At 70.6% G+C, this 17,475-nt stretch carries 16 protein-coding genes and 1 pseudogene; 4 read left to right on the top strand and 13 right to left on the bottom strand.

Translation table 11 applies throughout. From position 1 onward, the window contains the following. Positions 1 to 467 precede the first annotated feature (467 nt). Positions 468 to 935 (top strand): annotated as a pseudogene (locus tag AB0M87_RS24825) (LuxR family transcriptional regulator); the annotation flags it as partial. Between the two features lie 168 nt (positions 936 to 1,103). Here AB0M87_RS24825 and AB0M87_RS24820 read toward each other — a convergent pair. From AB0M87_RS24820 to dnaK, 4 genes are read right to left on the bottom strand one after another with little or no spacing between them, the layout of a single operon-like run. After that, positions 1,104 to 1,562: a helix-turn-helix domain-containing protein gene (locus AB0M87_RS24820; RefSeq protein ID WP_365856518.1), complete on the bottom strand. Its 459-nt coding sequence runs from the start codon at positions 1,560 to 1,562 to the stop codon at positions 1,104 to 1,106. Between the two features lies 1 nt (position 1,563). Continuing rightward, a complete protein-coding gene (gene dnaJ / locus AB0M87_RS24815) occupies positions 1,564 to 2,745 on the bottom strand; it encodes a molecular chaperone DnaJ (protein WP_365856516.1) in 1,182 nt (393 codons plus the stop codon). A gap of 21 nt (positions 2,746 to 2,766) precedes the next feature. After that, a complete protein-coding gene (grpE, locus tag AB0M87_RS24810; RefSeq protein WP_365856514.1) occupies positions 2,767 to 3,438 on the bottom strand; it encodes a nucleotide exchange factor GrpE in 672 nt (223 codons plus the stop codon). Further along, complete coding sequence (gene dnaK, locus AB0M87_RS24805; protein WP_365856512.1) at positions 3,435 to 5,306, bottom strand: molecular chaperone DnaK; 1,872 nt, start codon at positions 5,304 to 5,306, stop codon at positions 3,435 to 3,437. Before dnaK ends, grpE begins: the two co-directional genes overlap by 4 nt. A 283-nt stretch (positions 5,307 to 5,589) precedes the next feature. Here dnaK and AB0M87_RS24800 point away from each other — a divergent pair, with 283 nt between their 5' ends. Continuing rightward, entirely contained in the window at positions 5,590 to 5,868 is a 279-nt protein-coding gene (locus AB0M87_RS24800; protein WP_365856510.1) for a chaplin, read from the top strand. Between the two features lie 155 nt (positions 5,869 to 6,023). On the opposite strand, the gene AB0M87_RS24795 is transcribed toward AB0M87_RS24800, so the two are convergent. Together AB0M87_RS24795 and AB0M87_RS24790 are read right to left on the bottom strand one after the other, a co-directional pair. Further along, a complete protein-coding gene (locus tag AB0M87_RS24795) occupies positions 6,024 to 6,884 on the bottom strand; it encodes a tyrosinase family protein (RefSeq protein WP_365856508.1) in 861 nt (286 codons plus the stop codon). 18 nt (positions 6,885 to 6,902) lie between these two features. Continuing rightward, a complete protein-coding gene (locus AB0M87_RS24790; protein ID WP_365856506.1) occupies positions 6,903 to 7,310 on the bottom strand; it encodes a tyrosinase family oxidase copper chaperone in 408 nt (135 codons plus the stop codon). A gap of 284 nt (positions 7,311 to 7,594) precedes the next feature. Here AB0M87_RS24790 and AB0M87_RS24785 point away from each other — a divergent pair, with 284 nt between their 5' ends. Next, complete coding sequence (locus AB0M87_RS24785) at positions 7,595 to 8,881, top strand: cytochrome P450 (protein ID WP_365856504.1); 1,287 nt, start codon at positions 7,595 to 7,597, stop codon at positions 8,879 to 8,881. 5 nt (positions 8,882 to 8,886) lie between these two features. On the opposite strand, the gene AB0M87_RS24780 is transcribed toward AB0M87_RS24785, so the two are convergent. The 5 genes from AB0M87_RS24780 to AB0M87_RS24760 form a co-directional block, all read right to left on the bottom strand. Then, on the bottom strand, positions 8,887 to 9,378 hold the full coding sequence (locus AB0M87_RS24780; protein WP_365856502.1) for a DUF5949 family protein: 492 nt from the start codon (positions 9,376 to 9,378) through the stop codon (positions 8,887 to 8,889). A gap of 67 nt (positions 9,379 to 9,445) precedes the next feature. After that, entirely contained in the window at positions 9,446 to 10,678 is a 1,233-nt protein-coding gene (locus tag AB0M87_RS24775; protein ID WP_365856500.1) for an LCP family protein, read from the bottom strand. 1 nt (position 10,679) lies between these two features. Further along, positions 10,680 to 11,267 (bottom strand): hypothetical protein, encoded by a 588-nt coding sequence (locus tag AB0M87_RS24770; protein ID WP_365856498.1) that lies wholly within the window; start codon positions 11,265 to 11,267, stop codon positions 10,680 to 10,682. 53 nt (positions 11,268 to 11,320) lie between these two features. Further along, on the bottom strand, positions 11,321 to 12,583 hold the full coding sequence (locus AB0M87_RS24765; protein ID WP_365856496.1) for an NAD(P)-binding domain-containing protein: 1,263 nt from the start codon (positions 12,581 to 12,583) through the stop codon (positions 11,321 to 11,323). Between the two features lie 65 nt (positions 12,584 to 12,648). Next, positions 12,649 to 13,983: an ATP-grasp domain-containing protein gene (locus AB0M87_RS24760; RefSeq protein WP_365856494.1), complete on the bottom strand. Its 1,335-nt coding sequence runs from the start codon at positions 13,981 to 13,983 to the stop codon at positions 12,649 to 12,651. 151 nt (positions 13,984 to 14,134) lie between these two features. Here AB0M87_RS24760 and AB0M87_RS24755 point away from each other — a divergent pair, with 151 nt between their 5' ends. Continuing rightward, complete coding sequence (locus AB0M87_RS24755) at positions 14,135 to 15,463, top strand: glycosyl hydrolase (protein ID WP_365856492.1); 1,329 nt, start codon at positions 14,135 to 14,137, stop codon at positions 15,461 to 15,463. Between the two features lie 68 nt (positions 15,464 to 15,531). Here AB0M87_RS24755 and AB0M87_RS24750 read toward each other — a convergent pair whose 3' ends face one another. Next, positions 15,532 to 16,689 carry a GNAT family N-acetyltransferase gene (locus AB0M87_RS24750; protein ID WP_365856490.1) on the bottom strand — a complete coding sequence of 386 codons (1,158 nt, stop codon included), beginning with the start codon at positions 16,687 to 16,689 and terminating at the stop codon, positions 15,532 to 15,534. Beyond that, the gene (locus tag AB0M87_RS24745; RefSeq protein WP_365856488.1) at positions 16,689 to 17,474 is read right to left on the bottom strand and encodes a lipopolysaccharide biosynthesis protein; all 786 of its coding nucleotides are present in this window, start codon (positions 17,472 to 17,474) and stop codon (positions 16,689 to 16,691) included. The genes AB0M87_RS24750 and AB0M87_RS24745 overlap by 1 nt, the downstream gene beginning before the upstream one ends. Between the last annotated feature and the right edge of the window lies 1 nt (position 17,475).

Here is a 17,475-nt window from a genome sequence, read left to right as displayed (position 1 = left end):
GTCCCTCCGCACGGTAAGAACGCAGGTGCGTAAGGTTACCGGAAGCGATCACTTGTGGATCATGCATCGAGTGGGCGGAACAAGGGTGAATCCGGCACAGCACGTACACAGCGTGGAGGATCTCTGCGCGGCCGGCCGCCGGGCTGAAGCACGGAAGCATCAGCCGGACGGCTGCGCGCACCGCCCCCTGCCTGATCGACCTGGGGCTTCTGCATCCGGACCCGGACGACCCGGAGCGCTTGGTCCCCACGCCCCCTTCCTTGGCGCTCCAGGTGCTCCTTCGCGACATCGAGGCCGAGATCCACATCAGACGTTCACGGGAAGTGCGGATCGCGGAGACCTTCGAGCAGTTCACCTCGCTCGTGGCTCCGGAACTGCCGAGGACCACACCGGGGGTCGTGGTGCTGGAGGGCTTCCCCCGCATCAACACCGCGATCGACCGTGCCAGCTACAGCTGCCGCACGGAGATGCTGTGCGTCCAGCCGCGCCCGCGCAGCGACGCTGTCCTGCGCACCGCGCTGGTCAGGGACCTGTCCGCGCGTGAACGCGGCGCGCACACCCGCACTCTGTACCAGCGTGCTTCGCTCCACACTCCGGGCCTGCGCAACTACCTGACCCAGATGGGCAGCGCCATCGAGGTGCGCAGTCTGGACGACCTTCCGGAACGGATGATCATCTTCGGCCGGGCGGTCGCCTTCATCCCCGGCAACGCCGACGGCAGTATCGCCCTGGAACTCCGTCACCCCGCGCTCGTCGCCTATCTGGCCACCGTCTTCGAGCGTTTCTGGCGGCAGGGCCTCCCCCTGCACAAGCCGGCACCACCGGTGCCCGCCGCACCGGGCACCTCCGAGCGCCAGTACGCCGTCGCCCGGCTGCTCGGCGAGGGAAACGCCGACGAAGCCGTCGCCAGACGGCTGGGTATCAGCGTCCGGACCTGCCGCAAGCACATAGCTCACCTCTCGGAAGTGCTCGGCACCACCAACCGGGTGCAACTCGGTGTGCACATCGCTCAGTCGGGGATGCTCGACGATCCCGACACGTCCGAGGGCCGCCACCCGGTCAGGTATCGGCCCTCGGACGCACGCACGGATCGGTCCTGCTGCTCAGTCCGACGGCCGCTTCGGCCGCCACACCACCAGGGCGCTGGTCTGCTGCACTTCCTGGTACGGGACCAGGTCGCGGCGGTACGAGGCGTGGACCTGCGCCTCGCGCTGCTGCATGGCCACCGCCGCTCCGTCCACCGCCGCCGAGAGCTCGGCGACCCGGGCCTGCAGGGCGGCGACCTGGTGCTCCAGCTCGATGATGCGCTTGATGCCGGCCAGATTGATGCCCTCGTCCTGGGACAGCTGCTGCACCGTACGCAGCAGCTGGATGTCCTGGGCCGAGTACCGTCTCCCACGGCCCGCCGTGCGGCCCGGTGAGACCAGGCCGAGGCGGTCGTACTGCCGCAGGGTCTGCGGGTGCAGGCCGGAGAGCTGAGCGGCGACCGAGATGACATACACGGGCGTTTCGTCGGTCAGCTCGTAACCCATTGAATTCTCGCGATGTCGCCGGCCGTTCATCTCATGCTCCCTTCGCGGCCTGGAAGAGCTCCGCCCGCGGGTCCTCCCCCGAGGTGGCCTCGCGGTAGGTTTCCAGCGACTCACGTGCCTTGTCGCTGAGGTCCTTCGGCACCGCGACCTCCACGGTGACCAGCAGGTCCCCCCGGGTGCCGTCCTTGCGTACGGCGCCCTTGCCACGGGCCCGCATCGTACGGCCGTTCGGGGTGCCCGCGGGTAGTTTCAGGGTGACCGGAGGGCCACCGAGCGTCGGGACCTTCACCTCACCGCCCAGCGCCGCCTCCGTGAAGGTGACGGGCACCGTGAGGGTGAGGTTGTCGCCCCTGCGGCCGAAGACCGGGTGGGCGTCGACATGGACGACCACATAGAGGTCACCGGCCGGACCGCCCTGTTCGCCGGGGGTGCCCTTGCCGCGCAACCGGATCCGCTGGTTGTCGGCGACCCCCGCGGGGATACGGACCTGCATGGTCCGGGACGACTTGGCGCGCCCCGAGCCCTTGCAGACGTCGCAGGGATCCTGGGCGATCAGCCCGCGGCCCTTGCAGTCCATGCACGGATCGGTCAGCGAGAAACCGCCGCCGCTGCCCCGCGAGACCTGGCCCGTACCGACGCAGGTCGGGCAGACCCTGGGGGTGCCGTTCTTGTCGCCGGTGCCCGAACACGCCTTGCAGGGCGCCTGGCTGGACATCCGCAACGGGACCGTGGCCCCGTCGACCGCCTCGGTGAAACTGAGCGTCACCTCGGACTCGATGTCCTGGCCGCGGCGCGGCTGGGTACGGGTGGTACCCGGGCCGCCCCGGTTGAACAGGCCGCCGAACACGTCCCCGAGGCCGCCGCCGAAGCCGCCCGCGCCTCCTTGCTGTCCGCCCGGAGCGCCCCCGAAGAGATCACCCAGGTCGAAGTTGAAGGAGCCGCCGCCGGCGCCCGGACCCGGCCGGAAGCCGCCGTTGCCGAAGAGAGCACGCGCTTCGTCGTACTCCTTGCGCTTCTTCGTGTCGCCGAGGACGTCGTTCGCCTCGGAGATCTCCTTGAAGCGCCCTTCGGCCTTGGCGTCACCCTTGTTGGCATCCGGGTGGAACTCGCGGGCGAGCTTCCGGTACGCCTTCTTGATCTCTGCTTCGGTGGCGTCCTTCGGGACGCCGAGAACCTTGTAGTAGTCCTTCTCGACGAAGTCCTTGGTGCTCATCCCCGACGTCCCTCCTTCCGGTTACTTCTGACCCTTGTCCGGGCCACCGTCGTCCTCGTCCGCAGCCTCGTCCGCCTTGGCGGCCTGGGCGCCGGGCTGAGCACCCGGCTGGGGTTCGGCCACCGCCACCCGTGCGGGGCGGATGGTGCGCTCGCCGAACCGGTACCCGGGCTGGAGAATCGCCACGCACGTGTCCTCGGTGACGTCCGGTGCGTACGAGTGCATCAGGGCTTCGTGGATCGTCGGGTCGAAGGGCTCGCCCTCCTTGCCGAACTGCTGGAGGCCCATCTTCGCGACGACCGTCTCCAGCGATTCGGCCACCGACTTGAAGCCGCCGACCAGCTCCTCGTGTTCCCGGGCCCGGCCGATGTCGTCGAGCGTCGGGAGGAGTTCGGACAGGAGGCTCGCGACGGCGATCTCCTTGACCTGAACCCGGTCCCGCTCCACCCGGCGGCGGTAGTTCTGGTACTCGGCCTGCAGCCGCTGGAGGTCCGCGGTGCGCTCGGCGAGTGCCGTGCGCGCCTGGTCCAGCTGTGCGGTGAGTGCTACGTCCTGCTGTGCGTCCCCTGCCGGGGCCGCCGGGCCCTTCTCCTTGTCGGAGTCGGACCCGGCCGCCTGTGGCGCGGCGTCGTCGGAGGTCGCGCCGGAGGGGACGTCGGGCTTCTCCTCGAAGCCCGGAGTCTCCTCCGTCATGCGGCGCCTCCCTGCTGACCGCTGTCCTTCTCGTCGTCCACGATCTCGGCGTCGACCACGTCGTCACCGGCGTCGGCGGACTGCGCCTGCTCGGCACCTTCGGCGCCGGGGGCTCCGCCCGCGGCGGCCGCACCCTCGGCGTTCGCGTACATCGCCTGGCCGAGCTTCTGCGAGACCGCGGCGACCTTCTCGGTGGCCGTACGGATCTCGGCGGTGTCCTCGCCCTTGAGCTTTTCCTTCAGCTCGGTGACGGCTTCCTCGACCTCGGTCCTGACCTCACCGGGGACCTTGTCCTCGTTGTCCTTGAGGAACTTCTCGGTCTGGTAGACGAGCTGCTCGCCCTGGTTGCGGGACTCGGCGGCCTCACGGCGCTGGTGGTCCTCGTCCGCGTACTTCTCGGCCTCTTCGCGCATCCGGTTGACCTCGTCCTTCGGCAGCGAGGAGCCACCGGTGACGGTCATCTTCTGCTCCTTGCCGGTGCCGAGGTCCTTGGCAGCGACGTGCATGATGCCGTTGGCGTCGATGTCGAAGGCGACCTCGATCTGCGGGACACCACGCGGGGCCGGCGGCAGGCCGGTCAGCTCGAACATACCGAGCTTCTTGTTGTACGCCGCGATCTCGCGCTCACCCTGGTAGACCTGGATCTGCACCGACGGCTGGTTGTCCTCAGCCGTGGTGAAGATCTCGGAGCGCTTGGTCGGGATGGTCGTGTTGCGCTCGATCAGCTTGGTCATGATGCCGCCCTTGGTCTCGATACCGAGGGACAGCGGGGTGACGTCGAGCAGCAGGACGTCCTTGACCTCGCCCTTGAGAACACCGGCCTGGAGCGAGGCGCCGATGGCGACGACCTCGTCCGGGTTCACACCCTTGTTGGCGTCCTGGCCACCGGTGAGCTCCTTGACGAGCTCGGCGACGGCCGGCATACGGGTCGAGCCACCCACGAGTACGACGTGGTCGATCTCGGAGAGCTGGATGCCCGCGTCCTTGATGACGTTGTGGAAGGGGCTCTTGCAGCGGTCCAGCAGATCGGAGGTCAGCTGCTGGAACTGCGAGCGCGTGAGCTTCTCGTCCAGGTGCAGCGGGCCCTCGGCCGACGCGGTGATGTACGGCAGGTTGATCGTGGTCTCGGTCGAGGACGACAGCTCGATCTTCGCCTTCTCCGCGGCCTCGCGGAGACGCTGGAGAGCCATCTTGTCCTTGGCGAGGTCCACGCCGTGACCGTTGGCGAACTGCTTCACCAGGTAGTCGACGACGCGCTGGTCCCAGTCGTCACCGCCGAGGTGGTTGTCACCGTTGGTGGCCTTCACCTCGACGACGCCGTCACCGATCTCCAGGAGCGACACGTCGAAGGTGCCGCCACCGAGGTCGAAGACCAGGATGGTCTGGTCGTCCTTGTCGAGCCCGTAGGCCAGCGCGGCGGCGGTGGGCTCGTTGACGATGCGCAGGACGTTGAGGCCCGCGATCTCGCCGGCCTCCTTCGTCGCCTGGCGCTCGGAGTCGTTGAAGTACGCCGGGACGGTGATCACCGCGTCGGTGACCTTCTCGCCCAGGTAGGACTCCGCGTCCCGCTTCAGCTTCTGCAGGATGAAGGCGCTCATCTGCTGCGGGTTGAAGTTCTTGCCGTCGAGCTCGATCTTCCAGTCGGTGCCCATGTGGCGCTTGACCGACCGGATGGTCCTGTCGACGTTCGTAACCGCCTGGCGCTTGGCCACCTCGCCGACGAGCACCTCGCCGTTCTTGGCGAAGGCGACGACGGACGGCGTGGTCCTGGCGCCCTCTGCGTTGGTGATGACGGTGGGCTCGCCGCCTTCGAGAACGCTGACGACGGAGTTAGTCGTGCCCAGGTCGATGCCGACCGCACGTGCCATGGTGAATCCTCCAGCTGACTTGAGTGGAACTGGCTCAAGAGTGCATGAAGGATCCTGGCCAGTCAAATGACCTGAGCCGAGTCGGCTCAACTTTTATCCGCACCTTATGCGCAGCCCCGTCGGGGGCCGCCCACGGCGCCGGGTCGGCCGACCCGAGTTCGATCGCCGCCGTTACCGAGGATGCGCTACCGCGTTGAACCGGGTGTCGAGGCCGCGAGACTCTGCGGGGACCCCGATGTTCCACCGTTCCAAGGCTCCCATCCAAGGCTCCAAGGAGAACGTAATGTCGCGTATCGCGAAGGCCGCTGCCGTACTCGCAGGCACCGGCGCAGTGCTGGCCGGCTCCGCCGGTCTTGCCATGGCCGATGCCGGTGCCGCCGGTGTCGCTGCCGGCTCCCCCGGCGTGGCGTCGGGCAACCTCGTCCAGGTCCCGGTGCACATCCCGGTCAACGTCTGCGGCAACACCGTGAACGTCATCGGCGCGCTGAACCCGGCGTTCGGCAACACCTGCCTCAACGCCGACAGCCACCAGGACAGCGACGACGGTGGCTACGGCGGCTGAGTGCCTCACCGGGCGCTGCCCGAAGGAGGGCTCCCGTCCCGTGTCCCTGCGGCCATCCCCTCCGGGGGGTGGCCGCAGGCGTGTACGGGCCCGCCGTCCGGCATCCCCGGCTCCACCCCGGAACGACCGCCCGGTACGTCCGCCCGGACGTAGGACTACGCGTACCGGTAGATGCCCTCGTGGCTCAGCAGGCTCGACGGCCGGACGTCCCACGGCGGCATCGGCTCGTCGAGGCTGTGGACCCGCCCGTACTGCGGGTCCCCGGACGACAGTTCGTGCTTCGGCAGGAAACCCGCGTGCGGATGCGCCCGCTGCCAGCGGTCCCAGACCAGGTCCACGAAGGAGTGATGCAGCCAGAAGACCGGGTCGTTGGGGGAGGTGGCCGAGTTCATCAGTCCGCCGACCCAGCGGTGCACCAGGTTGTGATTGCGCCATTGCGGGCCGCCGCCGACCGACCAGCCCTCGAAGGTGTTACGGAATCCCTTGGCCACCGTGGAGTCCCAGGGCGACGCGTCGTAGACCGGCTGCTCGATCGCACGCGCCAGATCGGCCTTGGACGGCAGCGACACCGGATCGGCGGGGCGGCCGAAGTTCCGGGTGAGGAACCGGCGGGTCGTCACGCCGACCCGCACCTCCCAGTTTCCCTGCCGGTACGCGAACGGGCCGGTCATCACCTGCTGGTCGCCCCGACGGCCGTTCCCGCCCAGGAAGTCGTCGGCCCAGAGCGATGCGGCCGGCGACCTGTCCACCGTCCAGTCCCAGTACGGGACGGTCACGCCCGGGGCAACGGCCTGGAGCGCACGCTCGAATTCCAGGACGAAGCGGCGGTGCCAGGGGAAGAAGGTCGGCGCCATATGGGCGACCCGTGGCCCCCGGGACCCGTCAGGCACGTAGTACTTGCCGTGCGTCCGGACGAAGTCGTCGTACTGCCCCGAGCGTTTGAGCGCCAGGACGGCTCCGACGAACCGCTTCTTCTCCGCGGAGGTCAGGTGCTTCTGGTTCTTGCGGGTGTACACGACTGCGCGACCTCCCCGTCAGAGCTGCTGCATGGATGCCGGCGAGAGCTGGGCCCCGCCGAGTTCGTCAACGGCGCCGCGCGCGGCCGCGAGCGGCGTCGGGTACGACCGGTAGTGGTCCACCACGCTGAGGTAGCTGCCGTCGGCGCGCCGCATCACATGCAGCGGCCTGCCGTCGACCGAGATCTCGGTGTACTCGGCGGTACTGCCGCCGTGGATGCGCCGTCCCCGGTACATCTCGTCGAAGGTGTTCCGCAGCCGCTGCGCGGGGGCCTGTACGCCGTCCTCGTCGGCCGTCACGACGGGAGCGAGCGCCGCCGCGGTGCCCCCCGCGACCCCCACCCCGAACATCGCCCGCAGCACGCTGCGCCGGGTCGGCAGCGCCCGCCACCTCGACCCTGCCCTGTTCCGCGTGGCTGCTGTCATGCCCGGCTCCCTCCGATGTCGGCCCGCTGACCGGCGCGCGCCGTCATGAGTGGTGCACGAGCCGCCACGCCTTGTCGGGGACAACGAGGACGTCGCGAAACAGTTCTTCGGACAAGAGCCATATGACGCCCAGGGGGCCGTACGGGCGAAGATGCGCGCCCACCCGCAGGAATCTCGCTCCGGCGTCGGGAACGCGGCGCTGCCGGCCCGGCCGATGCGCCACGATGACCGCCGAAGCCGGCGGATTCACCGGTGCGATCGGAAGCAAGGGAGGTTGTCGGCCCATGACGGTCCCGGCGCAGTCCGCGGTGGAGTATCCCCGGTCACCGGAGGTGAACCCGGCCGACCCGTCGTTCTGGCAACTGCCGCACGCCGCCCGGCTGGACGCCTTCGCGGCGCTCAGACGGCTCGACCGTCCCGCCTACTTCGTGGAACGGCCCGCCGCTCGGCGCCGGCCCGAGCGGGGCTTCTACGCGCTGGTGAAACACGCCGACGTGGTGCAGGCGAGCCGGCTGCCGCAGGTGTTCACCAGCGCTCCCGGCGTGACCACGCCGGAGCCGGCCCGCTGGGTGCGTTTCCTGTTCGGTGACTCCATGGTCAATCTGGACGCCCCGGACCACACCCAGCTGCGCCGGGTGGTCTCCCGGGCCTTCTCCCCGCGGCTGCTGGCCCACGCGGAGGAGGACATCCGCCGGGTCGCCGCGCGCATCGTGGACGACATGCTGGAGCAGCGGCCGGACGATTTCGTGGCGTCGGTGGCCTCCCGGATGCCGTTCGAGGTGATCTGCAACCTGATGGGCATCCCGGAGCGTTACCGCCCGGAGATCGCCGGGCGGGTCGACCACGCCTCGCAGAACGTGGGCGTGGACCGCCCGCTCCGCGCCCGGTTGCGGGTGCCCGGCCGGGGGCTGCGGGCGCTGGCCCGGATGCATCTGATGATGGCCACGCTGGCCCGCGAACGCCGCAGCCGGCCCACCGACGACCTGATCTCCGCCCTGGTCCGCGCCGACGTCGACGGCCAGGCGCTCGATGCCCGTCGGCTCGGTGCCTTCTTCTCGCTGCTGATGGTCGCCGGAGTGGAGACCACCCGTAACGCCATCACGCACGCGCTGACCCTGCTGACCGATCACCCGGAGCAACGGACGCTGCTGGCCGAGGACTTCGACCGGTACGCGGACGGCGCGGTGGAGGAGGTGGTGCGGCACTCGACACCGATCATCCAGTTCCGCAGGACGGTGCGGGCGGAGCACGCGCTGGGCGGCCACACCTTCCGTCCGGGGGACAGGGTGGTCCTCTACTACGCGTCCGCCAACCGCGACGAGACGGTCTTCACCGACCCGGACGTCTTCGACATCACCCGCAGCCCCAATCCGCACCTGGGATACGGCGGCGGGGGCCCGCACTTCTGCCTCGGTGCGCACCTGGCCCGCCAGGAGATCAAGGCGCTCTTCCGCGAACTGCTGAGCCGGCCGACGGCCTTGCGTGCGGTGGGGCCGCCCGAACTGGCGCACTCGAACTTCGACAACCGGGTGCTCGCCCTGCCGTTCGCCTTCGACCCGCCGGCCTCCTGACCGGGTTACTTACGCAGTCGGCCGACCGGCAGCAGGCAGTGCGCCGAGGTGGTGAGCAGGTCTTCGTCGACGAACGCGGTGAGCATCTCCTCGGAGACCGGCCTGCCGGGCACCGCTTGCGGCCACGGCCGGCTCGCGAACATGAAGTGCACCGTGGACTGCTCGGCGGCGGCCTGGAGCCACTCCGGCGGGACGGTGCACTGGGCGTTCAGATACGGCATGTTGAGCACCGCCTGTCCCCCCTCGACCAGCAGCCGGACCGGGAACCCGGGCCGGCTGCCGTCCACCACCTGACCGTCCACCGGGATGCCCAGTTCGGCGAAGAGCGTACGGACGGCAGCCGTCCCGGCCACCGGCCCGTCCGTCCCGTCACCGAGCGAGTAGGCCAGCAGATACGGGTTCTGGTGCGTCTCGGGCTCGCCTGCCCAGGCGAGCACCGAGAGCGTGCCCAACTGCCCGCGCTGGACGCCGCTTGTGCTGGTTTCGGATGCGGTCATGGCTCGGCACCCTAGCGGCGGGCAGGCGGGCGTCCGGGCCGCGTTCACCTGGATGGCCCAATCGGGATCACGGGCAAGCGAGTTCGGAACCCCTGACGGGTACGAATTCGTTCCGCCGGGCGACGGCCGGGTGCCCCGCGGGCGTCGCCGCCGCAGTGGTGGTCAGCGACTGCCCCGCGGGCTTCGCCGCCGTGGCGGTGGTCAGCGACTGATCCGCGCGCACCGCCCGGAAGACGGCGGCGGACCGGGCCGCATCCCAGACGACGGTCGAGCCGACGCCCTTGACCGTGAGGGATCCCTTGACCGGGACGGTGGAGAATTCCAGCGAGTCCAGGCTGACGTTGCGCAGGTCGTGGGCCAGCAGCACCATGTCCTTCACGGTGAAGGCCCGCTCCGTCGGTACCGCCGTCACCTCGGGCAGCAGCACCGAGGCCAGGATGGCCATCCGGGCCGGGCTGCGCAGCGTTCCGTCGTCGGCGATCTCCTTGACGAAGGAGACGATGAACTTCTGCTGCCGCTTGATGCGGCCGAAATCCGCCTGGTCGTCCACATGACGCGAACGGGCGTACTGCAGTGCCTTGCCACCACTGAGGCGCGTCGTGCCCGCCGGGAGGTCGAGTCCGGTCGCCGCGTCCTCGAGCGGCCGGTCGGTGCAGACATCGAGGCCGCCGAGTCCGTCGACGGTCTTCATGAAGCGGGAGAAGTCGACGGGCAGGAAACGGTCGATGTGCAGGCCCGTCATCTTCTCGACGGTCCGCATCGTGAGCGCCGCACCACCCTTCGCGTACGCCGCGTTGAGCTTCGCCGATCGGCTCCTGTGTGCCTTGCCCTTCTCGTCGGTGTACGCGGGGATCCTGGCCAGCGAGTCGCGCGGCAGGCTGACGACACTCACCCGCCGGCGGTTCTCCGCGACGTGGACCAGCATCATGGTGTCCGTACAGTGACAGGCCGCTCCGCCCAGGTGGAACTCGGACTTCTGCTGCGCGGTGACGCCGTCCCGCGCGTCGAGGCCGACCAGCAGCACATTCATGCCGCGCGCCGCCGCGGGGCCGCTGTTGCCGGACACGGAGGCCGCGGTGCCCGGCGGGGCACCGCTGTGGCCGGCGGTCGGAGCCGGACTCGACACGGTGTGCACGGCCTCGAACACCGCCAGCGCCACCACCACGGTCAGCGCGGTGGCGGCCAGCTGCCGGCCGGAGACCCTGGCGCCGCGAACGGCCCGCCGTTTCGGGGACGGTTCCGAAGGAGGCGGTGACGACGATGGCGGCGGTGCGGAGGGTGATGCGAAGAAGTCGTTCATGTCACATTCCCCAGACCAACGTGCGGCTGCGGTAGTTCGCGGTGGTGCGGTAGTGCAGGGAAACCGGCCGGGCCGTTCCGGGGATCTCGAACACCAGCCAGCCCACGGCCGTGTCCCCCGCGGCCGGCGCCTCCAGCGCCAGCGGGGGTCCGGTGGTCAGTTCCCCGCTGTGCACCGGCAGGTGACGGACACCGGCGCTGTCGACGGCCCAGAAGGACCCGGGGGCGACCCCGTAGACGGTTCCGCCCACATTGACCGTCTCCACCTCGATGCCCACCCGGCGTGGCCCGGTTGCCGGTTCGGCCACGGCCGGAACCGCGACCGCCGGGTCGACGACCGCGTCCGCGGTGATCCTGAGGTGCCCGGCGGACCCGGCACTGTACAGATCAGCCGTGTCCCCCAGCCGCAACGCGCCGTCCGCGGCCGCGTCCTGGGCGCCGGGTCCCGGCCTGCCCTTCGCGTTGACCGCCGGCGAGGTGGACGGGTGCGCACGGTCCCCGTGCGCTGCGTTGCCGACGGCATGGGTGCTCTGGCAGGCCGTGAGGCCGAGCAGCAGCATCGAAAGCACGACGAATTTCAGACGGTTCATGTCCTCTGTCCTCTGTCCTGTGTCCTCCGTGGAAGCCGCGTTGCGTTTCCGCCCTACCGCGACAGTGCTTCGGGCGCCCTCGCCGGCTCCGCCGGAACGGGCCCGGCCGAGGTCAGCCGACGGCGTACGCCGCGCACCAGACGTCCCGCGGTAAAGGTGGCCCCGTACACAAAACGCATCGACGGGCCGAACGACGGAGCGGCGAGCAGCCCCGCGAAGAACAGCCCGGGATACGAGGACTCGAATCCGGCGGTCAGTTCCGGAGAGCTGCTGGGGCCGACGGTGACCAGTGAACGGCGCAGCTGCTCGTCGAGCATCGCCAGCCGTCCCAGGCCCGGCCGGAAACCGGTGGCGGCGATCACGTGGTCGGCCTCGACCGTGCGGACCGTTCCGGAGTCGGTACGGCCGTTGGCGGTGCGGAGGGTGAGCCGTACCCCGGCTCCGGTGTCGATTGCGCTCAGCAACTCCTGCGCCGACTCCACCGGTACCTGCCGCTCGAAGCGCTCCCGCAGCCACCACGCACCGGCGGGGCCCAGCGCGGTGGCCGCGATGCGAACGCGGGTGCTGCCCGGGAGGTGCCGTACCAGGCCCGGTGCCTCCGACCAGACCCAGCTGGGCCAGCCGGTGCCGAGACCGCTGTGCGGGTCGCGGCAGGAACGCAGCAGGCTCCGGCGCAGCGGCTGCGGCGGGGAGTTCCAGTTGAGCTGATTACGGCGGGCGATCAGTCGCGGGTGCGCGCCCTGTTCGGCGAGCAGCGCGGCGGTCTCCAGCGCCGCTTGGCCGGCGCCCACCACCGCGACCTGCTGTCCGCTGAACCGGCTCAGGTCCTGGTGGCTGCTGCTGTGGCTACAGCGATCGGCGGTCAGTCCCCGCAGCGCGTCGGGCAGATGGATGAACGGCAGTACCCCCACGGCGACCGCCACCGTGCGGGTGCGGAAGTGCTCGCCCTCGGCGGTCTCCACCCGGAACCCGGCCGGCTCGGGCACCACCCGGGTGACGGTGAGGTCCTCGACCGGCGGCGCGGCCCGCTCGGCGAACCACAGGCCGTACTCGGTGAAGGTGCCGATGGCGAGCGGGTTCCCGTGACTGGGGCGCAGATCGCGGGCCGCGCAGTAGGCGTCGAGGGAGTGCAGGCCCGCCGGATCGGACAGGTTGGACGACCAGGGTTCCGACTTGAGGAACATGCCTTGCGGCATATGGTCGCGCCAGGCTGCCATCGGTCTGCCGAGCACCCGGGTGGTGAGTCCGGCCGCGGCGGCGTGCGAGGCGATGGAGAGTCCGTAGGGTCCCGCGCCGACAACTGTCAGGTCGTACATGGTTCGGTCCTCGCTCTTTCTTTGGGGCTGTGTGTGACCGGGCTGTGTGTGACCGGGGTGGTGTCTCATCGGGGCAGCGGTGCACTCTCGGGATGCGGGACGGAACTCCCTTCGGACGGGGGTGCGGAGGGCAGGCGGACCGCCACGTCGTCCACGCGTACCGGCCGCACGCGCAGTCGGCCGGCCGCCCGGCGCAGGCCCTTGCCGCACCACACCCCCGCCATGGTCAGGAAGGGCGCCATGTCGTCCGCGGCGAACCAGGCGTACTCGGTCCGCTCACGTCCCCCCTCGTCCGCCGCGTCGCCCGGGACACGACCGGAGCCGAACGGCCACGGTCGGCCGCCGGAGGCCAGCAGGGAGAGCACGGCGTGGTTCTCGGCGAGAAAGCGGCGGCCCGGTCCGCCGCTCGGCGACGGCACCGGACGGCCCGTCAGGTCGAGGTACTGGGCGCGTACGACGTCGAGCCCCGTGCGGTCGGTGAAGAGGCGGAACTGCGCACCGGGGCGGGGGTTGAAGTCGAGCAGGTGGAACGCTCCGGAGGCCTGGTCCCTGCGGAAGTCGAGATCGAGAATGCCGCGGTAGCCGACGTGCGACGCCAGCTGCAGTGCGGCCTGCTCCACCCGCGGGTTGGGTTCCCAGCGGCCCATCGCGGTCAGACCGGCGCGGACCGGCCAGGAGAGCACCTTGCGGCCGGTTCCGCCCATCAGGCACCGGTTCTGATCGGCGAAGTAGCCGTGGAAGAACCAGTCGTTCCGCGGTCCGTACGGCAGGCAGCGCTGGAGCAGCAGGGTGCTGCCCGCCTCCGCCGACCGCTCGTGCAGCCGTTCCGCGTCGGCCGCGGTGCGCACCAGGGTGGTACTGCGCAGTCCGCTGCCGCTGGGCAGCAGCCAGGGTCTGCTCCACTTCGCCACCATCGGCAGTCCCAGCTCGCCGGCCGCCGCGGCGGCCTCGGCGGCACTTCCCGGGATCAGTGTGGCGGGGTGCGGGATGCCGAGGCGTTGGCAGAGACCGGCCAGTTCCTCCTTGTCGGCCAGGCGTTCCGGCAGATCGAGCGGTTGTTGTGGCAGCAGGTACCGGCCCGCCAGGCGCGGGGCGATGGCCGCGACGTGGATGGCGCTGATGTCGTCCATCGGGATCAGCACGGCAGGCCGGCCGATCCGTTCGGAGATCCGCAGCAGGGTCCGGTGGAAGAGGTCCGGTGTGATGCGGCCCTGCGGCCGGATGTGGGACCGGTGCAGATAGCGCGATCTGGTCACCGGGGAGTCTGCCGATTCGACGACGGCATGGACCTCCACCCCGGACCGGCCCAGTGACCTGACGGCTCCCAGGGTGCCGTGGTGCAGCGGGTTCCGGTCCAGCCGGAGAAGCAGGGCCGGCGTCCCGGTGTCGAGCGGTGGCATTTACGTCACGTCTTTCACCTGTAAGGAGCTGACTGGGTGTCACCTGGTCGCGAATGGCCTACCGCGGAATGCCCAGACAGCCCGTTGATAGGACTGTTTCGGTACTGGCTGATGAATTCATCGAATCGGTCGCCTTCAGGAGGAGGAGCTCATGCCTCATCGACGCCGGCTGACAGGTGCCTGCATCGCGGCCATGTCCGCCGGTCTGCTCGCGACCGGAGCAGGCATCGCCTATCCGACCGCGTCGGTCCCCGCGTCCGCTGCGGCTGTGCCGGCCCCGGCCGCCGCCCGGGCACCGAACCCGGCCGTGACCGTGCTCACGTCCCCGCCCGCATCTCCGGCCGCTCCCCCGGCCGCTCAGCCGCCCGCTCCCCGGGGCGCTCAGCCGCCCGCTCACCGGACCGCAGAGCCCGCGGTGGGCGCCTTCCTGGACTCCGGTGTGCTGGGCGTGCAGCGGATCGGCGGGCTTTCCCGCTGGCTGGGCGGTGCGAATCTGCGTGTCGGTCACACCTACCTGCCGGGTGACACCTGGGCCGGCATCGAGGGCCGGGTCGGCTTTCTGCAGAGCTGGGCCCGCTGGCGGCGCGCCGAGGCGGACCGGATGTTCGTCCTCAATGTGCCCATGCAGCAGCACAACGAGGACCGGGTCTCCGACGACCAGGTCCGCGGACTGCTGAAGCAGGGCGCGCGCGGAGACTTCGACAGCCACTACCGCAAGCTGGCCAAGCGACTGGTCGGGCTCGGCCTGCCCGACACGGTGATCGTGCTGGGCTGGGAGATGAACGGCACCACGTACACCCATCGCTGCGGTCCGGATCCGCAGGCCTGGAAGACGTACTGGAACCGCATCGTCACCACGATGCGCTCGGTGCACGGACAGAAGTTCAGATTCGACTTCGCGCCCAACCGCGGGCCGGACGCCATCCCCTGGACCCGGTGCTACCCGGGCGACGACACCGTCGACATCATCGGCATGGACTCCTACGACCAACCGCCCGGCCACACCTTCGACGAGCAGGTGAAGGGAGCGTACGGGCTCCAGGCACAGGTCGATTTCGCCGCCGCGCACAAGAAGCAGATCTCCTACCCGGAGTGGGGCCTCTTCAAGAACGGTGACGACACCGAATACATGCGGCGGATGCTCGCCTGGTTCGACCGGCACAAGCCGCTCTACCAGACCATCACCGACTACTGCCCGCACGGCGTGTGGCAGTGCGGCACCAACCCGCACGCGGCGAAGATCTTCCGCACGAAGATCGCCGCGGAGACCGGCGGGGACCCGGCAGCACAGACGAACGAGCCGCCGCCCGGAACCGGCACCGACCCGGGCACCGGGCCCCGGCCGGACCCGGATCCGTCCGGCACCGGCGAGTGGTGTCTGCCGATCGACCTGGGCGGCGGTAGTCCGGCCCAGGTCTGCGCCCATGTCCCGGTGTGGTATCGCGACGGACGGCTGAGCACCACCGGCTGGGACTTCTGACCGGCCGGGACGCACCGGCGCACCGGATGCCGGCGGCGGAGCGGCGACCCGCGGCGGCGGGTGGGTGGTCACCATCGGCCACCAGCCCGCCAGTCGTTGAGCCGCTGCCGCCATTCCGGTACCGCCGGCAGCAGGGTGCGGAGCGACGCGGAGGCCCGGGCGCGGGCGCCCACCTGCGCCGCGTGGAGGCTGAGGACCGGCCGGAGCGCGGCGGGCGCGAGCAGCAACCGCTGGTTGATGACGGTGTCCGGGCGCCAGTGACTCTTGTACGGCTCGGTGCCGCGCAGCAGGCTGATGACGCTCCGGCCCGACTCCGCGGCGTGCCGGGCGTCGCGGCGCAGCAGCATGGTCGTGACGTCGACCTTCCTGCTGCGCAGCTGCGGGTCGGCTCCGTACAGATAGCCGCCGGTGAGCTGCGCGGACTGCAGCGTCACATTGGCCGCCACCACGGCGCCGTCCAGCCGGTACTCGGTCAGTGCCGCGTCACCGTCCCTGACCATGCGCTGGGTGGCCCGGGTCAGATGTTCGGCGAAGCGCGGCCGGAGATGTTCCGGGGTGACCCCGCGTCCGCGCCACTGCAGTTCGTGCAGGCGCAGCAACTCCTCGATGGAGTACGGCACTTCGTGAGCGGCCACGGCGCGCTCCTCGATGTTCAGCGCGTCGAGTTTGCGCAGCTTGGCGCGTACCCGCTGCGCCCGGGGCGAGGCGAGTCGCTTCACCAGGTCGTCGATCGGCTCGGCGGGCAGCTCCAGACACACCGAGTCGTCGAGTCTGCGCCGTACCCCCGGCCAGACGTCGAACAACGCTTCGGCAGCTGCTCCCGGGCGCACCTCGCGCAGATCCACCACCGCCCGTCGGGCGGCCCGGTGCAGCCCCTTGGCCAGCGCGCCGAGCGTGTGGGCCCGGTCGGTGTCGTCCACCAGGATGTCGGAGAAGTCGGAGATCCCGCCGCCCAGCGGCACGAGCAGGGGCAGCGGGCGATGCACGAGCATCAGCGGTGCGGCGCCGACCAGTTGGCCGTCGCGCCGCACCAGGATCACCCGGAGTCGGCCGGTGGTGCCGTACGAGAGCCACCAGGAGTGCAGCCAGGAGTGGCTCTGGAACGGGGTGGCCGTGGCGCAGCCGCGGTGCAGCACGGCCCACTCCGTATCCAGCTCCGCGAACTGCCTGCCGTCCCGGCAGAGCGTCACGGTGAAGCCCCGCGGGGGCCTGGTGGCTCCCGTCATCAGACGCGTTCCTTCGCCTTGACCGCGGCCTTGCCCGCCGTCTTGCCCGCCGCCTTGCCGGACGACGCGGGTTCGCCGGACGACGCGGCCTCACCGGACCGTGCGGGCTCACCGGACCGTGCGGGCTCCGCAGGACCGGCGGGTGCGGGCACCGACGCACCGGGTGTCCACCGCTCGCGCTCGGGCCGCCGTACCAGGAGCAGCAGGGCGCCGAGCAGTCCGCCCGCGCAGCCGCCGACGGCGATGCCGATCGGGAGCGAGGGGGACATCCGCGAGGAGGGGGCGACGGCCTGCGAGAACAGCACCAGCCGGACCCCGGTGTTCTTGGCCGCCGCGTTGCCGGTGACGGTGAGGGAGTCGGCGACCGCGTTGGCGATGTCGGCGGACTTGCCGGCGGTGGTCGCGGTGCCGGTGATGCCGATCATCGGGGACTCCGGCGAGGTATCCGTCTGCACGTGCCTGGCCAGCGTCCGCACCGGGACGCCGGCGGCGTCCTGGGCGTGGGCCAGGGTGGCGGTGCTGGTGGAGATGCGGCCGTACGCCTGGGCGAAGCCGAGCGCGGTGGCCGGGTCGGAGCCGGCGGCGGGCACCGCGACGACATAGGTGGTGGCGGCGTACTGCGGCGATGCGAGCAGCCCGTAGGCGGTGCCGCCCAGCAGGCCGACGAGAGCGCACACGAGCAGCGGCCACCAGGGAAGTACCGGGGTGAGCCACTTCCGTGCGGCGGCACTGCCCCGGCCGGTGGGGCGCTCTTCCTGGGATGAATCGGACGGCGAATCGGACATG

Origin of the sequence: Streptomyces sp. NPDC051320 (assembly GCF_040682175.1) — a bacterium.
In the GTDB taxonomy this organism is placed as follows: Bacteria; Actinomycetota; Actinomycetes; order Streptomycetales; family Streptomycetaceae; genus Streptomyces.
Note: the sequence above shows the minus strand (reverse complement) of the source record. Positions and strands in the feature narration are given on the sequence as shown.